Annotated in this window: 23 protein-coding genes and 2 tRNA genes; 11 read left to right on the top strand and 14 right to left on the bottom strand. The window is 37.2% G+C overall.

Annotation, left to right across the window (positions count from 1 at the left end; genetic code table 11):
* Window positions 1-57: 57 nt before the first annotated feature.
* Window positions 58-894, bottom strand: coding sequence for a hypothetical protein (locus tag I6F66_RS11785; RefSeq protein WP_165727855.1), 837 nt, complete (start codon window positions 892-894; stop codon window positions 58-60).
* Window positions 895-1,141: 247 nt separating this feature from the next.
* On the opposite strand from I6F66_RS11785, the gene I6F66_RS11780 reads away from it, so the two are divergent.
* Entirely contained in the window at window positions 1,142-1,546 is a 405-nt protein-coding gene (locus I6F66_RS11780) for a GFA family protein (RefSeq protein WP_165727856.1), read from the top strand.
* 6 nt (window positions 1,547-1,552) lie between these two features.
* Here I6F66_RS11780 and I6F66_RS11775 read toward each other — a convergent pair whose 3' ends face one another.
* Complete coding sequence (locus tag I6F66_RS11775) at window positions 1,553-2,350, bottom strand: hypothetical protein (RefSeq protein ID WP_165727857.1); 798 nt, start codon at window positions 2,348-2,350, stop codon at window positions 1,553-1,555.
* A gap of 149 nt (window positions 2,351-2,499) precedes the next feature.
* Here I6F66_RS11775 and I6F66_RS11770 point away from each other — a divergent pair, with 149 nt between their 5' ends.
* From I6F66_RS11770 to I6F66_RS11760, 3 genes are all read left to right on the top strand, one after another.
* Window positions 2,500-2,892, top strand: a complete 393-nt coding sequence (locus tag I6F66_RS11770) for a hypothetical protein (protein ID WP_024589167.1) — start codon at window positions 2,500-2,502, stop codon at window positions 2,890-2,892.
* Window positions 2,893-3,010: 118 nt separating this feature from the next.
* Window positions 3,011-4,414 carry a M28 family peptidase gene (locus tag I6F66_RS11765; RefSeq protein ID WP_197119325.1) on the top strand — a complete coding sequence of 468 codons (1,404 nt, stop codon included), beginning with the start codon at window positions 3,011-3,013 and terminating at the stop codon, window positions 4,412-4,414.
* Window positions 4,415-4,531: 117 nt separating this feature from the next.
* Complete coding sequence (locus tag I6F66_RS11760) at window positions 4,532-4,978, top strand: DUF4826 family protein (protein WP_007580192.1); 447 nt, start codon at window positions 4,532-4,534, stop codon at window positions 4,976-4,978.
* A gap of 62 nt (window positions 4,979-5,040) precedes the next feature.
* On the opposite strand, the gene I6F66_RS11755 is transcribed toward I6F66_RS11760, so the two are convergent.
* The 5 genes from I6F66_RS11755 to mnmA form a co-directional block, all read right to left on the bottom strand.
* Window positions 5,041-5,499, bottom strand: coding sequence for a GNAT family N-acetyltransferase (locus I6F66_RS11755; RefSeq protein ID WP_010552647.1), 459 nt, complete (start codon window positions 5,497-5,499; stop codon window positions 5,041-5,043).
* A 154-nt stretch (window positions 5,500-5,653) separates the two neighbouring features.
* Window positions 5,654-6,811, bottom strand: coding sequence for a cupin domain-containing protein (locus I6F66_RS11750; protein WP_166376827.1), 1,158 nt, complete (start codon window positions 6,809-6,811; stop codon window positions 5,654-5,656).
* Between the two features lie 88 nt (window positions 6,812-6,899).
* Entirely contained in the window at window positions 6,900-8,270 is a 1,371-nt protein-coding gene (purB, locus tag I6F66_RS11745) for an adenylosuccinate lyase (protein WP_024589170.1), read from the bottom strand.
* 31 nt (window positions 8,271-8,301) lie between these two features.
* The gene (gene hflD / locus I6F66_RS11740; protein WP_024589171.1) at window positions 8,302-8,904 is read right to left on the bottom strand and encodes a high frequency lysogenization protein HflD; all 603 of its coding nucleotides are present in this window, start codon (window positions 8,902-8,904) and stop codon (window positions 8,302-8,304) included.
* Complete coding sequence (gene mnmA, locus I6F66_RS11735; protein WP_166376828.1) at window positions 8,904-10,004, bottom strand: tRNA 2-thiouridine(34) synthase MnmA; 1,101 nt, start codon at window positions 10,002-10,004, stop codon at window positions 8,904-8,906. Before mnmA ends, hflD begins: the two co-directional genes overlap by 1 nt.
* Before the next feature lie 360 nt (window positions 10,005-10,364).
* On the opposite strand from mnmA, the gene I6F66_RS11730 reads away from it, so the two are divergent.
* Window positions 10,365-11,636: a sensor domain-containing diguanylate cyclase gene (locus I6F66_RS11730; RefSeq protein WP_197209306.1), complete on the top strand. Its 1,272-nt coding sequence runs from the start codon at window positions 10,365-10,367 to the stop codon at window positions 11,634-11,636.
* A gap of 45 nt (window positions 11,637-11,681) precedes the next feature.
* On the opposite strand, the gene I6F66_RS11725 is transcribed toward I6F66_RS11730, so the two are convergent.
* Genes I6F66_RS11725 through I6F66_RS11695 form a run of 7 tightly spaced genes read right to left on the bottom strand, consistent with a single transcriptional unit; the run spans window position 11,682 to window position 14,821 of the window.
* Window positions 11,682-12,119 carry an NUDIX domain-containing protein gene (locus tag I6F66_RS11725; RefSeq protein WP_197209305.1) on the bottom strand — a complete coding sequence of 146 codons (438 nt, stop codon included), beginning with the start codon at window positions 12,117-12,119 and terminating at the stop codon, window positions 11,682-11,684.
* On the bottom strand, window positions 12,112-12,798 hold the full coding sequence (locus tag I6F66_RS11720) for a pseudouridine synthase (RefSeq protein WP_166376829.1): 687 nt from the start codon (window positions 12,796-12,798) through the stop codon (window positions 12,112-12,114). Before I6F66_RS11720 ends, I6F66_RS11725 begins: the two co-directional genes overlap by 8 nt.
* Complete coding sequence (locus I6F66_RS11715; protein ID WP_165727864.1) at window positions 12,798-13,127, bottom strand: TusE/DsrC/DsvC family sulfur relay protein; 330 nt, start codon at window positions 13,125-13,127, stop codon at window positions 12,798-12,800. Before I6F66_RS11715 ends, I6F66_RS11720 begins: the two co-directional genes overlap by 1 nt.
* A gap of 3 nt (window positions 13,128-13,130) precedes the next feature.
* On the bottom strand, window positions 13,131-13,397 hold the full coding sequence (locus tag I6F66_RS11710; protein ID WP_166419422.1) for a DsrH/TusB family sulfur metabolism protein: 267 nt from the start codon (window positions 13,395-13,397) through the stop codon (window positions 13,131-13,133).
* Entirely contained in the window at window positions 13,394-13,750 is a 357-nt protein-coding gene (gene tusC / locus I6F66_RS11705) for a sulfurtransferase complex subunit TusC (RefSeq protein WP_138585952.1), read from the bottom strand. Before tusC ends, I6F66_RS11710 begins: the two co-directional genes overlap by 4 nt.
* Window positions 13,747-14,100, bottom strand: a complete 354-nt coding sequence (gene tusD, locus I6F66_RS11700) for a sulfurtransferase complex subunit TusD (protein ID WP_197209304.1) — start codon at window positions 14,098-14,100, stop codon at window positions 13,747-13,749. The genes tusC and tusD overlap by 4 nt, the downstream gene beginning before the upstream one ends.
* Window positions 14,101-14,155: 55 nt before the next feature.
* Window positions 14,156-14,821 (bottom strand): Bax inhibitor-1/YccA family protein, encoded by a 666-nt coding sequence (locus I6F66_RS11695; RefSeq protein ID WP_008133668.1) that lies wholly within the window; start codon window positions 14,819-14,821, stop codon window positions 14,156-14,158.
* Between the two features lie 251 nt (window positions 14,822-15,072).
* Here I6F66_RS11695 and I6F66_RS11690 point away from each other — a divergent pair.
* From I6F66_RS11690 to I6F66_RS11665, 6 genes are all read left to right on the top strand, one after another.
* Window positions 15,073-15,163, top strand: a tRNA-Ser gene (locus I6F66_RS11690).
* Between the two features lie 83 nt (window positions 15,164-15,246).
* Window positions 15,247-15,337 (top strand) — tRNA-Ser (locus tag I6F66_RS11685).
* A gap of 370 nt (window positions 15,338-15,707) precedes the next feature.
* Complete coding sequence (locus I6F66_RS11680) at window positions 15,708-16,604, top strand: LytTR family DNA-binding domain-containing protein (protein WP_231611869.1); 897 nt, start codon at window positions 15,708-15,710, stop codon at window positions 16,602-16,604.
* 118 nt (window positions 16,605-16,722) lie between these two features.
* Window positions 16,723-17,535: a CPBP family intramembrane glutamic endopeptidase gene (locus tag I6F66_RS11675; protein ID WP_007586924.1), complete on the top strand. Its 813-nt coding sequence runs from the start codon at window positions 16,723-16,725 to the stop codon at window positions 17,533-17,535.
* Window positions 17,536-17,548: 13 nt separating this feature from the next.
* The gene (locus I6F66_RS11670) at window positions 17,549-17,794 is read left to right on the top strand and encodes a hypothetical protein (RefSeq protein WP_165727867.1); all 246 of its coding nucleotides are present in this window, start codon (window positions 17,549-17,551) and stop codon (window positions 17,792-17,794) included.
* A gap of 174 nt (window positions 17,795-17,968) precedes the next feature.
* The gene (locus tag I6F66_RS11665) at window positions 17,969-18,349 is read left to right on the top strand and encodes a hypothetical protein (protein ID WP_007586920.1); all 381 of its coding nucleotides are present in this window, start codon (window positions 17,969-17,971) and stop codon (window positions 18,347-18,349) included.
* The last annotated feature ends 116 nt before the right edge of the window (window positions 18,350-18,465 follow it).

The following is an 18,465-nucleotide window of genomic DNA, read 5'->3' as shown; positions in this document are numbered from 1 at the left end:
GAGCGTTATTAATATAAACTTATGTATAAAAGAACACCTAAAAACACTTCACTTACTTTATAGCATTGGGTTATTTAGGTTTGTACCTTTGCTCATGTATAAATCGTCATATCTGAGACCACCATTTCCGTAAGGCTTTTTAATTGGGCCTGTATTACAGTTTGCTAAAAAATATATAAGAGGTTGTTCGCGCTTCATTCTAAATTGTGCATTTTTATACACCAGTGTTTGCTTGCTAAATTCACCACCTTTTACGTAAACATCATATTGCTGACCTTGCTCTGAGGCTGCTGCGTTATTAACAACGTACCATACGTCGTACCAGGTATTTGTTTGCAGTGGCTTGGCCGATTGTTTGGTAGTGTAGTTTTGAATGTTGCTATACCCGCTGTCGGTTTTAACCATTAAAGCGCCATCGTTTACAAACCCGTTTGATTCTGTTTTATCGGTTACGCGAAGTGTAGGCTCAAACGCATCGTACGCATGTTTATTAATTAGCTCTGGCGTAAGGTTGCTTAATCCAAAAGCATGGTTATTAGGAAAAGCAGCTACGTTTATACGCATATAAAATGTGTAGGTTTGACCAACTTCAACCGCTTGTGGAAGTTTTGTATAAGAAAGCGCTTTACGATTTCCTACAATGCCCTCAGCTGCAGGTTTTTTTAGTAAATAATGATTTGTTGATGAGTTTGCTTGTTCTGGTTGTATAACTGTTATTTGTGGGTTTTTAACCTGTGGTTTAGTTTCATTTTGGGTATCGACACTTTGCCACTTGCTAAGTGAATTTTCAAAGTTATCAATAAGTAGCCAATCGCTCGATGTACTTTTTTGAATGGTTGAACATGCTGATAGCGTGCTAAACAAACATAGAATTAAAATGTGTTTGGAAGACATAATTGGCTCTCGTAATATTATTGATATTTGGTTAACCAATTTAAATTTTGGCTATAGTTTTTATTGAGAGTTATGTAACCAATTTAATGTTTTTATGTCAACCATTAAAGCAATAGGTAATGGCGTGGGAACTGCGAAGATACAAAAATTATTATTCCATTCAAAAAATTAACCAGTAAACTTATCCATTAAATCAACTCAGCAAATTTCAGCTGAGTTTAAAATAATTTAATAGTTAGGATGTTATATGTATACGGGTTCGTGTTTGTGCGGTGAGGTAAGGGTTGAAGTGTCGGGTAGTATAACCAGCATTATTCATTGTCATTGTTCACTGTGCAGAAAAAACAGCGGGACTGCATTTGCAACCAATGGCTTTGTAAATACAGATGACTTCACAATAACCAAAGGAAAAGCATTACTTAGTGAATTTAGTTTTAAACCAGGGCGCACTCGTTACTTTTGTAAGTGGTGTGGCTCGCCGGTTTACAGTAGCAATAATGATGACAAAAGCAGAATACGAATTCGTTTAGGAATATTTGATAGCGATATTACTGAGCAGGTTTTATCGCATAATTTTGTTACGTCTAAAGCTAACTGGGAGAAGTTAGAAACAAGCTTACCGTGCTATGAAAAACATGAACCTGGACGGTAACGCGTTTTATTCAATGTGGTAAATGCTGTTAATACTTTTATAAAGGTTTGGTGCAAAATTTATAAACACAGGTGAGTTTTGTATTTCATCAACGTTTATGTGCATTAATGTTTGCTGGCTTAGTATGATCACTATATTTTTGTATTCGTTAAACTCTATTATCCCTAAGCACTTAAAATGTTGCCTTAAAAGTACTAAAAGCATTTGCAGCTCTTGGCCAGTTTGTGGGTTTAAATTAATGATTACTTGCGTATTTTGCTCACTGCAGCTATTTATATTTTGCCAAAAGCTATCGCTGGTTAAAAAAGGCTGGTGATATTCACCACTAAAAATATCGATAGTGATTACGTTAAAGTGATCAGTGCATTGGGTAATATATTGCTCGGCGCATTGTAAATAGGTGCTGTGCTTAATTGGTAACTTAAAGTGCTGGGCAGCAATTAAGGCAATGCTTGGGTTTATTTCTACCGTGTTAAATGTATTGATGGTGTTTATGTAAGGCGTATTACTTTGTAAGTGATACATAATTCGCTCAAACCCTGCAGTGCCCAAGCCTAAATTTAATATATTTAGTGTATCTACCGGTTTAAGTAAAAATAACATCATACACTGGTTTACAGGTACTATTACTTGCTCAGGGTGTATAAGGTTCATAACGCCCTGAATTGTAATGTCTTCATTGGTTTTTTGTGCAAGCGTTAACCACCGGTATTCTTTATTTTGATACACGCATACGGGGCCGTATGCACTTTGCTGCGACTCAATAAGGTTACTTTTAACTGTATCTTCTTTTAGCTGACGCATAACTTAAACTATTAATATATAAACAATGACAGTGTGCCACGAAAAACATATTTTTTAATAGATTATTGTGTAACAAGGTTTGTAATTTAACCTCAAAATATAATATTGTATTAGCAATTAATTAGTTAGACGTTATTCAAGGATTGAAAATGAGAACATTTATTTGCGCTGTTCATTTTGTGTGTGCTCAGTGGATGAAAAAATTAGACTCAAGAAATAAAAATACGGCCATAAATGCTGCAGCATTGTTAGCTATGATATCTACTGTATATAGTTTTCTTTTAGCTATGACGTTTGACATTCACTACTTAGATAAAATAATCAGTACTTTTAAGCAAAACCCTTTACTTATTGGTGCTCTATTTTACGCAATCGTAATTGGAATTGTGTTTTTAATTTTGGGTGATTTTAACGGTTATAGAAGTAGAGTTAGATCTTGTATAAATAAAGGGAGCTTTAAAAAATATATTTTAGGAATAAAGCTGTGGATGTTTGGGTTAATTCCTATGACCGGTATTATGTTGATTGTACGACTCAATTAACTCTCTAAGTATTACTATAACTGCGCTTTAGCGTGCTCCTTTCTACATCTACCTCAAATGTATTGCCATAAAATCTTAGTTAAGTAATGGTTACACCATAATAATTAGGAGCTAATAGATGCTTAAAACACCTTTAAAAATCACAACAACGTTACTCAAATTTACTGCAATTGCAGGCGCTTGCTCACTTGCATTATCAGCACATGGTGAAACGCAATTACAATATACCGACCAACAAAAGTTACACGATATAGCAAGTGAAGTGTCGGCTACCCGTATCGGTAGTGACATTCAAACGCTGGTGGATTTTGGTACTCGCCATACGCTTTCAGAGACTAAATCGGATACGCGAGGTATTGGTGCGGCTAGGCGTTGGATAAAAAAAGAATTTGAAAAAATATCTGTGCAGTGTGGTGGTTGTCTGGAAATTATTGAAGTAAAGGACACTATATCGGGCGAAAAACGCATTCCTAATCCTGTTGAAGTGGTTAACATAGTGGCTATTCAACGTGGGTCGAGCGAGCCGAATCGGATGGTGATGATGTCGGGTGATATAGATTCACGTGTAAGTGATGTTATGGACTTTACGAGTGATTCACCGGGTGCTAACGATAATGCATCGGGCGTGGCAGGAGTAATAGAAGCAGCTCGTGTTTTAAGTAAATACAAATTTAATGGTTCGGTAGTTTACGCGGCGCTTTCGGGCGAAGAGCAAGGTTTGTTTGGCGGTAAAATATTAACGGCTTATGCACAAAAGCATAACTGGCAAGTTCATGGCGTTTTAAACAACGATATGATTGGCAATATTACCGGTATTAATGGGGTAACTAATAACACGACTGCACGTATATTTTCAGAAGGTACCCGTGTTGTAGAAACAAAAGAGCAAGCTAATACTCGGCGCTTTACAGGTGGTGAAGTTGATTCTGCGAGTCGTAATTTAGCTCGCTACATAGATACTATTGCTGACAGATACATTCCTAATTTAGATACAATGCTTGTATATCGATTAGATAGATTTGGTCGTGGTGGGCATCATCGCCCATTTAATGATGCAGGTTTTGCAGCAGTGCGTATTATGGAAACTAACGAGCACTACGATCGTCAGCATCAAGATTTACGCACTGAAAATGGTGTTGAGTATGGTGATACCATTGAAGGTGTTGATTTTGATTATACGGCTAAGTTAACTTCACTTAATGCGGTAACGATGGCGTCTATGGCGTGGGCACCCGCACCGCCAAAAGAAGTTAAAATAAAGGGCGCTGTTACAGCTGATACGTCGTTTTCATGGCAACAAAGCAGTGATGAAAATATTGCTGGCTATAAAATTTATTGGCGTTACACGAGCGAGCCGCAATGGCAGTTTAGTAAATACGTTGGTAAGGTTTCACAGTACACACTTAAAAACGTAGTGATTGATAATTATTACTTTGGTGTAGCCTCTGTTAGTAAAGACGGTATTGAGTCTCCAGTAGTTTTTCCGGGTGATGTAGGTTCGTTTGATCACAATATAAAATAATAGTTTGGCTAAAAACACAGCAAACAGAGCGCTTTAAGGTGCAAACGACCTTTTTATACTTGCACCTTATTTACTAAGCCCTTAGAGTGTTAAAAAAGAAGTAAAAGGTTATTAAAAATGCAACAACAAGAAAAAAAGCCGTTAACAGCAAAAGAGCAAGTTATAACTGATGAGCAAAGAATGCAGTGGCAACGCGAATGTTTTCAAGCAGCGCAAAAACATTTAGCCGAAAAGGGCATTATGCCAAAATCAGTAGTTGATAAAGACAGCCGATTTTTAGCACCACTTTGTGCAATGTGGAAATTTAAAGCCCAAAACGGTAAAACATATTGGGTAGTAACAGGGCGCTTACCTACAGATCATGCTGAAGTAAGTGCAGCTACAGATGCTCGCGATGCAATGCGTTATTTTTCTTTGCAGTGGCAATTAAAAGCGGATCAAATTATGAGTACAGGCGCGCGTGATAAAACGCAGGTAGATTTTGCTAACTTACTTATAAATAGAGCACATGGCTTGTACGAAATGTATGATAATGAACCGCTGTGGGCAAATGAACCAAAGTAACTACAGTTTGGGTTAAGTAACAATGTAGAGGGTGATAGCTTATTTATTGCCCTTTTCTTTATCTAATGGACAAGTGTGAAGGGGGTTGTATTAAACGCCGAAACAGAGCATTGCATACGTTGCCTAGGAATTCCCGCCTCCATAAAAACATTTCCTTGCTGAATAAAGCCATTTCGCTTAAAACGCTCTACCTCATTTAAAATACAATTAATGCTTACTTCTTCTATACCTTGGTTGGAAGCTAATTCAACAATAAAGTTAAGAAGCGATTTATATACTTTGCGATTACGGTGCTCGGGTAATACCGCTATTCTGCCGATTAAGCCATCTGTACACAGCCGACCTGTTGCAATAGGGCAGTTTGCATCGTCTGTAACAAGTACATGTAATGCAATTTTATCTAGGCTATCAAATTCGATGTGCTTGGGGATATGTAACTCGTAAACAAAAACTCGCTCTCGAATTTTTTGTAGCATATCTTTTTTTATATCCCATTCAACCTTATCAACCAGATAGCCCATTGCAAACTCCTATTGATAGCCAATTAAAATGAGTAAGCAATCACAGCAAAATTATTTAAGCCAATATCAGGTGAAAATTAAAATTTTTAACTAACCTGTATACATAATATTTTACGCTGCAAAATGCTCACCATTATTAATAAAATTGGTATTATTACTCTTGGTCTATATTAAACCAAAGCCCCTCATTAACAAGTGTAGTAAAAGTTTGAGTAAAAACTAAACTTGGGTTTGTTAAATTTAATGCTGAACTTTCAAATTCAGTATTATCGGTAAGTAGTTTTACCGCCGCTAAGTCAGTTAATGGCATAGCGTAATTTTCACCGTTTACACTTAATAACACTTCGGTATCGAGCTGCTGATAAATAGCACGCGTGCCACCTAAACGCTCAAACACAGCTTCTTCATCACTTAAATCATCGCTTATTTGCTCAGGTGTAAATGGAGGTTCTACTGGTGCTAAATCCATTTCATGCTTGGGCTGACTAAGCGTTGAGCCTAACCATTGTTTAAATAAATCGTCATTTTCTAAAAGTGCCGCCATCAGTGTTTTAACTTTATCAACTTCAAGGTTTGTAAGTTCACCTTTTGATTTTCTTAGTGTGATGTTGTGATCGGTATAACGTTTTTGTCCGCTTTCGGTATCAATAATATGATCGGCAAAGCTCGACAATAAATCTTGTTGATTTGGCGCCCTAAAACCAACTGAATAATTTAGTGCGTTTTCTACAGCGTAACCTTCGTGAGGGCACCCTGGTGGAATATACAAAATATCGCCTGGTTCTAATATGCAATCAATTACGGCTTCAAAAGGTTCAACTTGCAGTAACTTTTTGTTTTGAGCAAACTGTTTAAGTGTTGGATCGGGCAGGCCTACACGCCAATGACGTTTACCTTCGCCTTGAATAATAAATACGTCATATTGGTCTAAATGTGGGCCAACACCACCATTAGGCGTTGAATAGCTGATCATTAAATCATCTATGCGCCAGTTTGGAATAAACCTAAATGGCTCTAGTAGTTGTGCAGCTTCGCTATGCCAGTGATCAACTGCTTGCACGAGCAATGTAGAATGATCGTCTGTTAACTGCTCAAAGTCTTCAAATGGACCTTGGTGCGTTTGCCAGTCATTTTTATGATTGGTGATAATACGTGACTCTATGCTTTCTTCCATTGCTAGGCCGGCAAGTTCATTAGCATCAAGCGGGTCTTGAAAATTAGCAAAACCCTGTTTGATTAAAAGCGGCTTTTTTTGCCAAAAATGGCTTAAAAACTCTTGCTCAGACAAATTATTTATTTTTAATTGATACATACATTATGCCTACTAGTTAGTGCAATGGGGTTAAAACAAAAAAAGCGAAAGGATGATCCTTTCGCTTTTTAAAAGAGCAATTTAGTTTTTAAACTAAATCATCAATAAACTCAACAGCACGACCAATGTAATTAGCAGGTGTTAGTTTTTTCATTTCTACTTTAGCGTGCTCTGGAAGGTCTAAACCATCGATGAAGTCAGCCATTATTTCTTTGTTTACACGTTTACCGCGTGTTAAATCTTTAAGTTTTTCGTATGGCTTTTCAATACCATATTTACGCATAACTGTTTGAATCGGCTCGGCTAGCAATTCCCAGTTTTGATCAAGCTCGTCAGCTAAACGTTGCTCGTTTACTTCAAGCTTGCTTACACCTTTAAGTGTTGATTGGTATGCAATAATTGCATAACCCATACCTACACCTAGGTTACGTAATACCGTTGAATCAGTAAGGTCACGCTGCCAGCGAGAAACGGGTAATTTTTGTGCAAGATGAGCAAAAATAGCATTTGCTAAGCCTAAGTTGCCTTCTGAGTTTTCAAAATCAATTGGGTTAACTTTATGTGGCATTGTTGATGAGCCAATTTCGCCAGCAATTGTTTTTTGCTTAAAGTGATTAAGGGCAATGTAACCCCACATGTCACGGTCGAAATCTAACAATATAGTGTTAAAACGTGCAATTGCGTCAAATAATTCTGCAATATAGTCATGCGGTTCAATTTGTGTAGTAAATGGGTTTAGTGTTAAGCCTAAGCTTGATACAAATTTATCTGCATGTGTATGCCAGTCGTAATCAGGGTATGCGCTAAGGTGTGCGTTGTAGTTACCTACAGCACCGTTAACTTTACCTAGCATCTCTACTTGTGCAATTTGCCCGCGTTGACGTTTTAAACGCATATATACGTTAGCAAACTCTTTACCCATAGTTGATGGTGTAGCAGGTTGTCCGTGCGTACGAGTCATCATTGGGATTGTTTTGTATTCAATTGCTTTAGCTTTAATTGCGCTTAAAAGTTCATCGCAATAAGGAAGTAAAACATTTTTACGCGCTTCGCTTAGCATTAAACCATGAGATAGATTGTTAATATCTTCTGAAGTACAAGCAAAGTGAATAAATTCGTTTATTGCATGAAGCTCACTGTTATCGGCGACTTTTTCTTTTAGTAGGTATTCAACCGCTTTAACATCGTGATTTGTAGTGCGTTCTATATCTTTAACGCGTTGTGCATCAGCTTCACTGAAGTTATCTACAATGGCGTTTAGAAGTGCATTAGCTTCTTCGCTAAATGCAGGTACTTCTTTAATATCGCTTGCTGCAGCTAACGCTTGCAACCAACGCACTTCAACAATTACGCGGTATTTGATTAAGCCAAATTCGCTGAAAATACTGCGTAGTTCAGTGGTTTTGCTGCCGTAGCGACCATCCACTGGAGAGATAGCCGTTAACGCTGAAAGCTCCATAATAACTCCTAAATTTTAGTTTGAACGATAGTTAAATTTTTGTTTTAGCAATGGCGAGTATTTTTCTTTTTGCAAAGAAAAAGTGACGGCGTTTACCGCCCATTTGTCGCCATAATACTGCACTTCTAATGCCGGCTAATAATAACGCACGGATTTTATTTTGAGTGAGCTGCTGTTTTAATAACTCGGGTTTGCCATAAACCTGTATTCGGTGCCCAAGGGGGCTCAGCACCGACGAGTATATATCTGCTAAACCGGCAACAACGCTCTCATCGGTAATAGCAAAGTGGTCTAAACGACGATGAATATCATCAATTCGTTTACCTAATTCGTTTAAGCTTTTGTCGTTTGCACTTAGTGCTCGCTCAAGCTGCATTAAACCACCTACGTACTTTACAATTTCAACATCTTTTTGAGCGCCTGCGGTTAGCTGCGCCATTAATGTTTTGTAACCATCACGTAAGTTGTCAGTACCTTGGTAAACATCTTCTGGCGATGCCGGAGATGTTTGAATAATACTTGAAAGTAATATTTCTAAATCATGTTCGTTATTGTTGCCATATTGGGCAATTTTTTGAACTTGTTTAGCAGCCTGGCACATGGCGGCAAGCGCCATGACTTGGTGTTCATTCATTACTTAATCACCGAATCAATAATACCGCCACCTAAACAGATATCTTCTGCGTAAAATACGGCAGATTGACCAGGCGTCACTGCTTTTTGTGGCTCGTCGAACAATACGCGGGCCATGCCGTCTTCACCTACAAGTAGGGTACAGCTTAAGTCTTCTTGGCGGTAACGCGTTTTTACTGTGCAGCGAGTTGTGCCTTTAGGGCCAATACGGTCTACCCAGTGAAGTTGGTTTGCGTTAAGACCGTTGCTGTATAGGCGAGGGTGATCTTTACCTTGGCCCACAATAAGTACATTTCGCTCAAGGTCTTTATCTACTACGTACCAAGGCTCACCAGAACCTTCTTTCATTCCACCAATTAACAAGCCTTTGCGTTGTCCAAGTGTGTGGTACATTAAGCCTTCGTGTTCGCCTACGTCATTACCGTCTGTGTCTTCGATAACGCCAGGTTGTGCTGGTAAGAACTTTTGTAAAAAGTCTTTAAATTTACGCTCACCAATAAAGCAGATACCTGTACTGTCTTTTTTATCGTGAGTGATTAGGTCTTGTTCTTCTGCTATGCGGCGTACTTCTGGTTTTTCGATATCGCCTACAGGGAATAACGTTTGGCCAATATGTTCATGGCTTAGAGTATATAAGAAGTAGCTTTGATCTTTATTGTTATCAAGTCCGCGACACATTACGTATTTGTCATCGCGAAGCTCACGGCGAACATAGTGACCCGTTGCAATAAAGTCAGCACCGAGTGCTTGAGCAGCAAATTCTAAAAAGGCTTTAAATTTAATTTCTTTGTTACACATTATATCTGGGTTAGGTGTACGACCTGCTTTGTACTCAGCTAAAAAGTACTCAAATACGTTGTCCCAGTATTCTGCTGCAAAGTTTACTGTGTGAAGTTCAATGCCTAACTTATCACACACTGATTGTGCATCTTTTAAGTCATCAGCGGCAGCACAGTACTCATCATTGTCGTCTTCTTCCCAGTTCTTCATAAACAGGCCTTCTACTTGGTAGCCCTGTTGTTGTAATAAATATGCAGATACAGAAGAATCAACACCGCCGGACATGCCAACAATGACTTTAATGTGACTATTTTCGCTCATGAATAATTTCGCTTATACAGATTGCTGTTAACTTGGAAAGGCCGCGATTATAGCATGTATTTTGTTTGTGCTTAAAGAGACTAAGGGCGCAAAGAGGGGAATTAGTCAGTATTTTATTTATATAACAAATAGCAAACTAGACTTAAGCGCGTTATCAGGCTGTAACTTTAGTAATATTAAAGTGATCTTTACTAATAAATTAAGACTATAGAATAATTCATGTAGTTATTGAGTTTTATTAATAGTATTTTCTTTTAAAACTACTAGAGTAAATATACACTTAATAAAATAAAAATAGTGGTGAGTATATGAATGTAAACCACTTTAAGTCGCTTGATATATAGTCAATGGAATGAATATATGAATTACGCCTATCAAATAAACAAGATAAATTCTTTAGTTGAACACTACACAAACGAATCTGATTTTGTGGATAGTGAATTACTCTCCAGTAAAACGACAGAGTTTAAAAAGTCAGCCTATCACCTTTTTTATGAGTTAATAAAACTCAAAAACCCTCACATTTTCCAAGAACCAAATCATGTACATGAGTTATTTAGCTTAATTAAGGGCTCAACCGCTAAAAAGAACATTGAGCTAAAGGTGCTTGAGCGTGTAGAGCATTGGTGGCTTGAATGGTATTTTGCTTTAGAAATGGACGAAAAGCTTAGTATTGAAAAAAGTGATATGCCAATGAGTTACTTACCTCAAAGTACGCTCAACCCTATGCGCAAGCATGAGATAAGTCATTACGCTAGATTATTTACCGTTTTGCCAATGCCGGTATGTAATGTGTGCGCCAAAACGGGTGATATTTTAAAAGTTAATCAACGCTTTGTAGATGTTTTTGGTTATACAGTAGAGGATGTACCTAATCTTAAATCGTGGTGGGAAAAAGCGTATCCAGATCCGCAATATAGAGCACTTGTAAAAGAACTGTGGCAAGACTCACTTGAAAAGGCGCTGAATAATAATAACGATATACCCGCAAATAACTATCGAGTTTCATGTCGTGATGGTTCACAAGTGATGATGGAAATTTCAGGGATTGATATAGGCGAAGAGTTTTTAGCTGTTTTTAATGATGCTACAGAGCGTTTAGAAGCAGAGGATATACTTAGGGATATGGCCTTTTTGGATGCATTAACCAAGATTGCAAATAGGCGTCGGTTTGATGAAAAACTAACGCATGAGTACGAACGAGCAAAAGAATGCGAAGGCATGCTATCGATGATTATTATCGATATTGACCATTTTAAACAATTTAATGACCGGTATGGGCATGTAGCGGGCGATACGTGTTTATATGATGTGGCTCAAACAATTGCTTCAACGGTTAGTCGCCCAGAAGATTTTGTTGCTCGCTATGGGGGAGAGGAATTTGTTGTTTTATTACCTCAAACCGATAGGCAAGGGGCGCTGTTTATAGCTGAGCAAATACAAAAAGCTGTAGAAAACTTAGCTATTGCACACCAGGATAGCTTTACCGGATTTTTATCTATAAGTATGGGTATTAATACCATCAGTGACTATACAAATAGTGATGAAATCAGCTTTGTAAAAGCCGCTGATAACGCCCTGTATTATGCTAAAAAACAAGGGCGTAACTGCATAGCTCTAAGCTCAGAGTAAATAAAATAGAGTTAATTATTTTATTTAAGCTACTCCCCAATATAGCTAATTATAAATAGTTTCTAGGCTTAATACTGGTCGATTCAGGCTGTCGTTAATACACTTCAATACTAAAGGGCTTCTAAGCGGTAGTGATTTTATTTGCTCTAATGTGTACCAGTTAGCGCTGATAATGTCGGTATCTATTGGCGTTGGCGCTTTTATATTATCAGGCGCTTCAAATAAAAAGCAGAATCGTAAATAGTGCACTCCATTTTCGGCATGCAAATTATACACACCCAAAAAGCCGACTGGCTCAAGCGCTAAGCCTGTTTCTTCAAGTAGCTCTCTGCTTGCGGCTTGTGCAAGTGTTTCATTTTTTTCTAAGAGACCTGCGGGCTGATTGTAGCAAATTTGATGAGTGAATTTATCGCGCTCTTTTACAAGTAAAAACTCATTTTGCTTTTTTACTATTGCCGCAACTGTTACATGCGGTTTATGCATCAACTACGCCCTTAATTACTTTGTATTCACCACAATTAATATCATCCAACGTATAGTTGCCAATGCTATAGCGAATAAGGCGAAGTGTAGGGTGGCCAATATGTGCGGTCATTCGGCGAACTTGTCTGTTTTTACCTTCATTAATCGTAATACTTAGCCAAGTGGTAGGGATTGCTTTTCGCTCGCGTACAGGCGGATTACGAGTCCAAATTGTAGGTTCATCAATTATTTTAACGTTAGCGGGGAGTGTAAGCCCGTCTTTAAGTTCTACGCCATTGCATAAAGCATTAATTGATTCGCTTGTTGGTTCACCTTCAACTTGTGCCCAGTAGGTTTTATTCGTTTTTTTATCAGGTGCTGTTAGGGTGTTTTGCAATTTTCCACAGTTTGTTAAAAGTAATAAACCTTCACTGTCTCTGTCTAATCTTCCTGCTGCGTAAACTTCTTTAATAGGGATAAACTCAGCGAGAGTTTTTCTGTCTGCGTCATCTGTAAATTGGCATAGCACATCAAATGGTTTATTGAACAACACAATTTTTCTGTCTTTAGATGCTATTTGCGGCTTTATTTCTCTTTTACCTGAAGGCGTTTTGTTAAGTGCACTGCGTGAATAAGTACGCCCTGTACTTCTTTTTGGCTTGGATTCAGTTACTTGATTATTGCCTGATTTAGATCTCATTATATGCACCTAGCTGGTTTTGGTAATCCGGCGATTTTTGTTGCTTGTTTAGCAGGGCCTTTAGGAAATAATTTATATAAATAAAGGCTATTTCCTTTGTCTTCACCGAGTGCTTTAGCCATTGCTTTTACAAGCATTCTAATGGCTGGGCTGGTGTTATACTCAATGTAAAAATCACGAACAAAGTTAATGACTTCCCAGTGTTGTTCACTAAGTGTAATGTTTTCTTGGATAGCAATTACAGGTGCAAGTTCCTTTGACCATAAAGTATGGTCAAGCAAGTAGCCTTGTTTGTCGGTTTCAATCTGTTGGTTATTAAATTCAAGCATGAGTTACCACGTAATTGATTGATTAGTTGATAAAGTCAGTGCTACAAAGTCTTCATAGCTAATTGCTTTATCGTTATCTGTTAATTTTATTGCACGTACTTGCGCGTCTTGCTCAAGCATTAACAGTGTATCTGCAAATTGCCTAAATTGTTTTTTTGCAAAGCAGGCATCACCCACAAGTAGCACATTATCGGTTGATAAAATTAAATTCTCTAGCTGATTTGCGCAGTAATAATTAAGCGGCTTTGAAAATATATGTAACGTACTCATAGGTTCACCACATGCTGCTGCGCTTTAATTAATGTTTGTTGTTGGCTAAAGTTAAGTGCTTTTGCCTCTATGAGTAAATCATGTTTACTTAAACCATAATCAAGCAATGATTTTTCACACACGTATATGTTTTCAACATCATAGATTTCGAGTGTTTTAATGTTTTTAAAAAAATCTTTTAAGCCAATATTGTTTGGTTGTTGATGCTTTTTTAAAGCTAAAACGGCGGGGCCGCTAAACAACCAACTCACATTCTGATCAACAGCAGCAAATATCAATGTCATATCAAGTGCATCACGAATATTTAAATCGTCAAATGGGCTGCACTGACTCATTACTAATACGTTTATCATTTAAATTGCACCCATTTATCTGCATCAGATGCAAGCATTGCAAATTCAGCTAACCCTGCGACTGCAAATACACCTGTGTTTTTAATATCTAACCCGCGTTTTTCAGCGGCGGTAACACACAGCATTAAATTTAGTTTTTGAGCAGCGAGTTGCTGCCAAAGTGCTGAAATTTGAAGTTCGTCTGAGGATAAATCAAAGTGGGTAGATGCATGATAAATACCTTGCTGGTATAAAAAAATAGCATCAATGGTGTGCCCTTGGGCTAAACATGCATTCGCAAACTTAACTAATCTTTGCGTTGTATCGTGATCGGATGGTGGTGTATGTAATGAAAGAACAAAGCGCGACAAAACAATTCCAATAAAAAAGCCCCAATTAAGGGGCTATTTTAACAGAACTATTTAATTAGTCATCACTTGCGCCAAGTAGAGCAAGTAAAGACGTAAATAAGTTATATACGCTTAGGTATAAAGACACTGTTGCGCGAATGTAGTTGGTTTCGCCGCCATTAATGATTCGGCTTGTATCGAATAAAATCAAGCCAGACATGATCAGTACAACTGCTGCATTAAGCACCATAAACATCAATGAACTGCCAATAAAAATATTAACGATGCTTGCTACAATCACAACGATTAAGCCAACAGTTAAAAAGCCACCCATGAATGAGAAGTCTTTTTTAGTATTTAGTGCATAAGCAGATAAACCAAAAAAGATTAGCGCCGTAGAGCCCAACGCTTGCATAATAAGCATCGGACCATTAGGTAATGCTGCATAATGGTTAAGCAATGGACCTAAGCCTGCGCCCATTAAACCTGTGAAAGCAAACACCCAAAATACACCAGATGCTGTATCTGCTTTTTTATTTACAACAAATAATAAACCGAACGAAACGAGTGTAAACACAATTCCCATAAAGTAAGGTAATTGTAGTGCCATTGAAATACCGGCTGTAACTGCACTAAATGCAAGTGTCATAGCTAGTAAAAAGTAGGTGTTTTTAAGTACCTTGTTTGTTTCAATGGTAGACATTACCGGTTTCGCGGTATTGTACGATTGATTAAACGCCATTGTAGAGCTCCTTTAAGTGAAACGTGTGTGTTTCGATAATTTAACTAAAATTAGATTACCAACTCTTATATGTTTGGGCAAACCTTTGTAGATCAATAGAGTTAAATATTTAAATAAAAGAGTATTGACGGCTAAATTAAAAACACTTTGTTCTAACTTTAGACAAATTAATTGTTTTTTAAGCACTTAAACAATTAATTTAAAAAAAAGCTTCACAAAAGGGATGGGTTTCCCTATTATGCAGGCCGTGCGGAGAGATGGCAGAGTGGTCGAATGCACCGGTCTTGAAAACCGGCATGGGTTTATAGCCCATCTAGGGTTCAAATCCCTATCTCTCCACCACTTATTTAATAAGTGTGTGGTAATTAAAGTATCATTCATTTAAATAGTTATTAGTACACTCTTACTTTTAACTTAGCAGTATCGGAGAGATGGCAGAGTGGTCGAATGCACCGGTCTTGAAAACCGGCATGGGTTTATAGCCCATCTAGGGTTCAAATCCCTATCTCTCCACCATATAACAAAATAGCCCGCTAATTTAGCGGGCTTTTTTGTGTTTGGAACAAAATCAGTGCACTTATACCAATCCGTAATAATACTTAATCATTTTGCGGGGCTAAACGTGTCGCTCCCTGCATTAAAAAATTCTCATTTAGAACAACTAATAGCGGATTTTTTGCCTAGCTATCAACACGTTTTTCCGCCCTCAAAATAGACCACTTAATTAAGCGAATTGGTATTACATGTTTTATCTCTCATTAGTAAAATCTTAAAAGCAGATAGAATTGCTCACACACCACCTTCTGCTGTTAAATAACGTTGATGTTCTCTTCCTTTTTTTGTTTTTAATAAAACTACCATCACAAAAAATTTTAAATGAGTTGGAATGCACATATTAATGTGTGCTATTTTTAAACATTGGTGGATTAAAGGTATGCAAAATAGGATGTTGTGGCTCAAAGATGATCTAGATTCGAGAAAGTTAATTGTATATCGTGCCGTCATGTTTTCGTTTATAGCGCTTTTTGTACTTTTTGTATTTCAACCTTTTGGCACTTCAAGCGATACCGAGTCTTACAAGTTTCTGCGGCTTTTTGGCTATGGGTTAGTAACCTTTTGTGCTTTGCTATTGTCAGGTTTCATAGAAATAGTGTTACTTAAGTTTAAGCTAAGTAAATTAAGCCGTTTAATTATTATTCCTGTCACATATATTTTAATTACTGCGTTATTCAATCATGGGTATTTTGTGGTTGCTGTACTTGGGTCTTGGCATTGGCAGAATCAATTACTTTTTGTAGGGTATATTTTTTGTATTGGTGTATTTCCTCTTATTTTTTTACTTGTGGTAAATAGGCATGTAATAGATTTAACTAAGCCAAGTACAGTTAGCGTCGATCAAGAGCAGTTGAGAGAAGTTGAATTAAAGACAATTACTCTTAAAGGCGATAATAAAAACGACGAAATTAACACGGCTCATCACCATATTTTATTTATTAAATCTTCAGACAACTATTGTGAAATAACAATACTGGAAGGAGCTTCAACTTCACGTAAACTATTACGTGTATCTCTTAGCGGTTTATTAAAGCAGCTTCCAGAAAATACAATTATATTACGATGCCACCGTTCTTATGCGGTCAACCTGCAAAACATTCAGCACTACAGTGGTAATGCTGGAGGGTTGCAATTATCGCTGCATACAATTGATATTAAAATACCGGTGTCTCGTTCTTATGTAAAAGTAATAAAAGATGCTTTGTCATTAATCCCAAAAACATGTTAATCCCCCCTAAAACATGGGCTTTATACCTCGTCTTGTAATTGAGACCTAATAAGTCGCTTTGTATTTTTACTATTGCCAAGATTAAGTTGAAATTTACAACTTAACGAGGAAAGTAGATATGAAATACGCTATCAAGGCACTTGTAATAATTTCTATATTTGTATTTTGCCACTATGTAATGAGGCAGTTTTGGGGAGAAGGTTGGTCTAGCTGGTTGTCTGAACTTGATAATCTAACTGGCATTTTATTTACCCCCGCTAAATATACTTTTTTATATGGACCGTTAGTTATTGCGGCTATTATTTTGTTTAAACAAAGTGAGCCTTTTGAATCTATAGGGCTTAATTCTTCTGGTTTTATTAACTATGCACTCGCAGCAATTATTTGTTGTGCTCCTATGGCAATAGGTTATGGATTTTTGAGTGATGAACTTAACCTATCAATACCAGCCATAATCACCGGCTCAGTTTATGCGGGTTTTTTTGAAGAGCTAATTTTTAGGGCTGCATTGTTTGGTGTTTTATTTAAATATTGTAGATGGGGCTTTGTGCCTGCGGCATTAATTAGTTCAGTAATATTTGGCCTGGGTCATATTTATCAAGGTAATGATGCGATTTCTGCATTGATGGCGGTTGCGATCACTACTGTAGCAGGTACATGGTTTGCGTGGCTATATTGTGAATGTGGTTATCGTATTTGGTTTCCTATGTGGATGCATATTTTTATGAATGCAGCTTACGGAATATTTGGTATGTCGGGTGGCGCAGTAGGTGATCTACAAGGTAACTTGTTTAAAGCAACAGCCATTGTGTTAAGTATTGTGTATGTTGAGATGCTAATTCGACGAGGAAAGCAGCGCGAAGTTACATTATCAAAATTATTTCAATGCACTAAAAGTGGCCTTTATACGCAACAAGCTAACTTAAATTGATTGGGAAACGACCATGCTAGAACTATTTATTGTAATAACTATATTTAGCTCACCCTTTGTGATTCTTACTATTACTAAACGTTATTTCACCTATAAAACTACAATAATGGCAGCGCAAGCAAAATTTAAAGGACTGAGTAATAATAAGATAACAAAATTAGAGGAACAAACAGCGATGTTGAACAAAAGATTGGCAGTGCTAGAGGAAATAGTAACATCTCGCCACTTTGAGTTATCAAATAAAATAGCTCAGTTATAAGCACTTTGATAAGTATGACCCAAACGTATGAGCCTATTAATTTATTAATAGGCTCATACTGCAATAAGGTTTATTTTTAATCATAAATTACGACCATAGTCTCTATTTCTAAGCTTTAGATCTTGGTGCATGCTTAATACATTAAAATTTATACTCTGTATTAAGGATTATTAGATGAAACATCAACTCGCAAAAAGTGTCGCGCTTTCATTATTGTCCCCGGTAATTATTGGTAGCTTGTTAGGATTGTATTATGCACTAACGCTACAGGGTGATTTCTTATCCGTATTTTTTCAACTATTGATGACTGCTATCTCAAATGCACATATTGTAGGCTTAACGATGGCGGCCTTTGTTGTGCCAGGGTATTTACTAATGTTTAAGTATTCTAAAGTTAATTATTCAGGTGTATTAACGCTTGGTTTATTAGGTGGCGCTATATTTAGTTACTTATTAAGTGCCTCAACTGGCGAGATATTTTTGATTAATAGTGTTATGTCAGCATTTGCAGCCGGACTGTTTTTATTTGGTCTTCGCAAATCGGTAAAAAAATAATCGTAGCATTATTAACCAAGCACGCTGATAAACGGTGTGATTTCCTTTTTTTTACCTCCAAAAGGTTCCAATTTTTCACGACAAAGAGTACCTTTAGCTACTGTATGTTTAATAAG

Source organism: Pseudoalteromonas sp. NZS100_1, assembly GCF_015864285.1.
GTDB classification, from domain to species: domain Bacteria; phylum Pseudomonadota; class Gammaproteobacteria; order Enterobacterales; family Alteromonadaceae; genus Pseudoalteromonas; species Pseudoalteromonas arctica.
The sequence above is the reverse complement of the archived record's forward strand: the minus strand, read 5'-3'. Positions and strand labels throughout refer to the sequence as shown.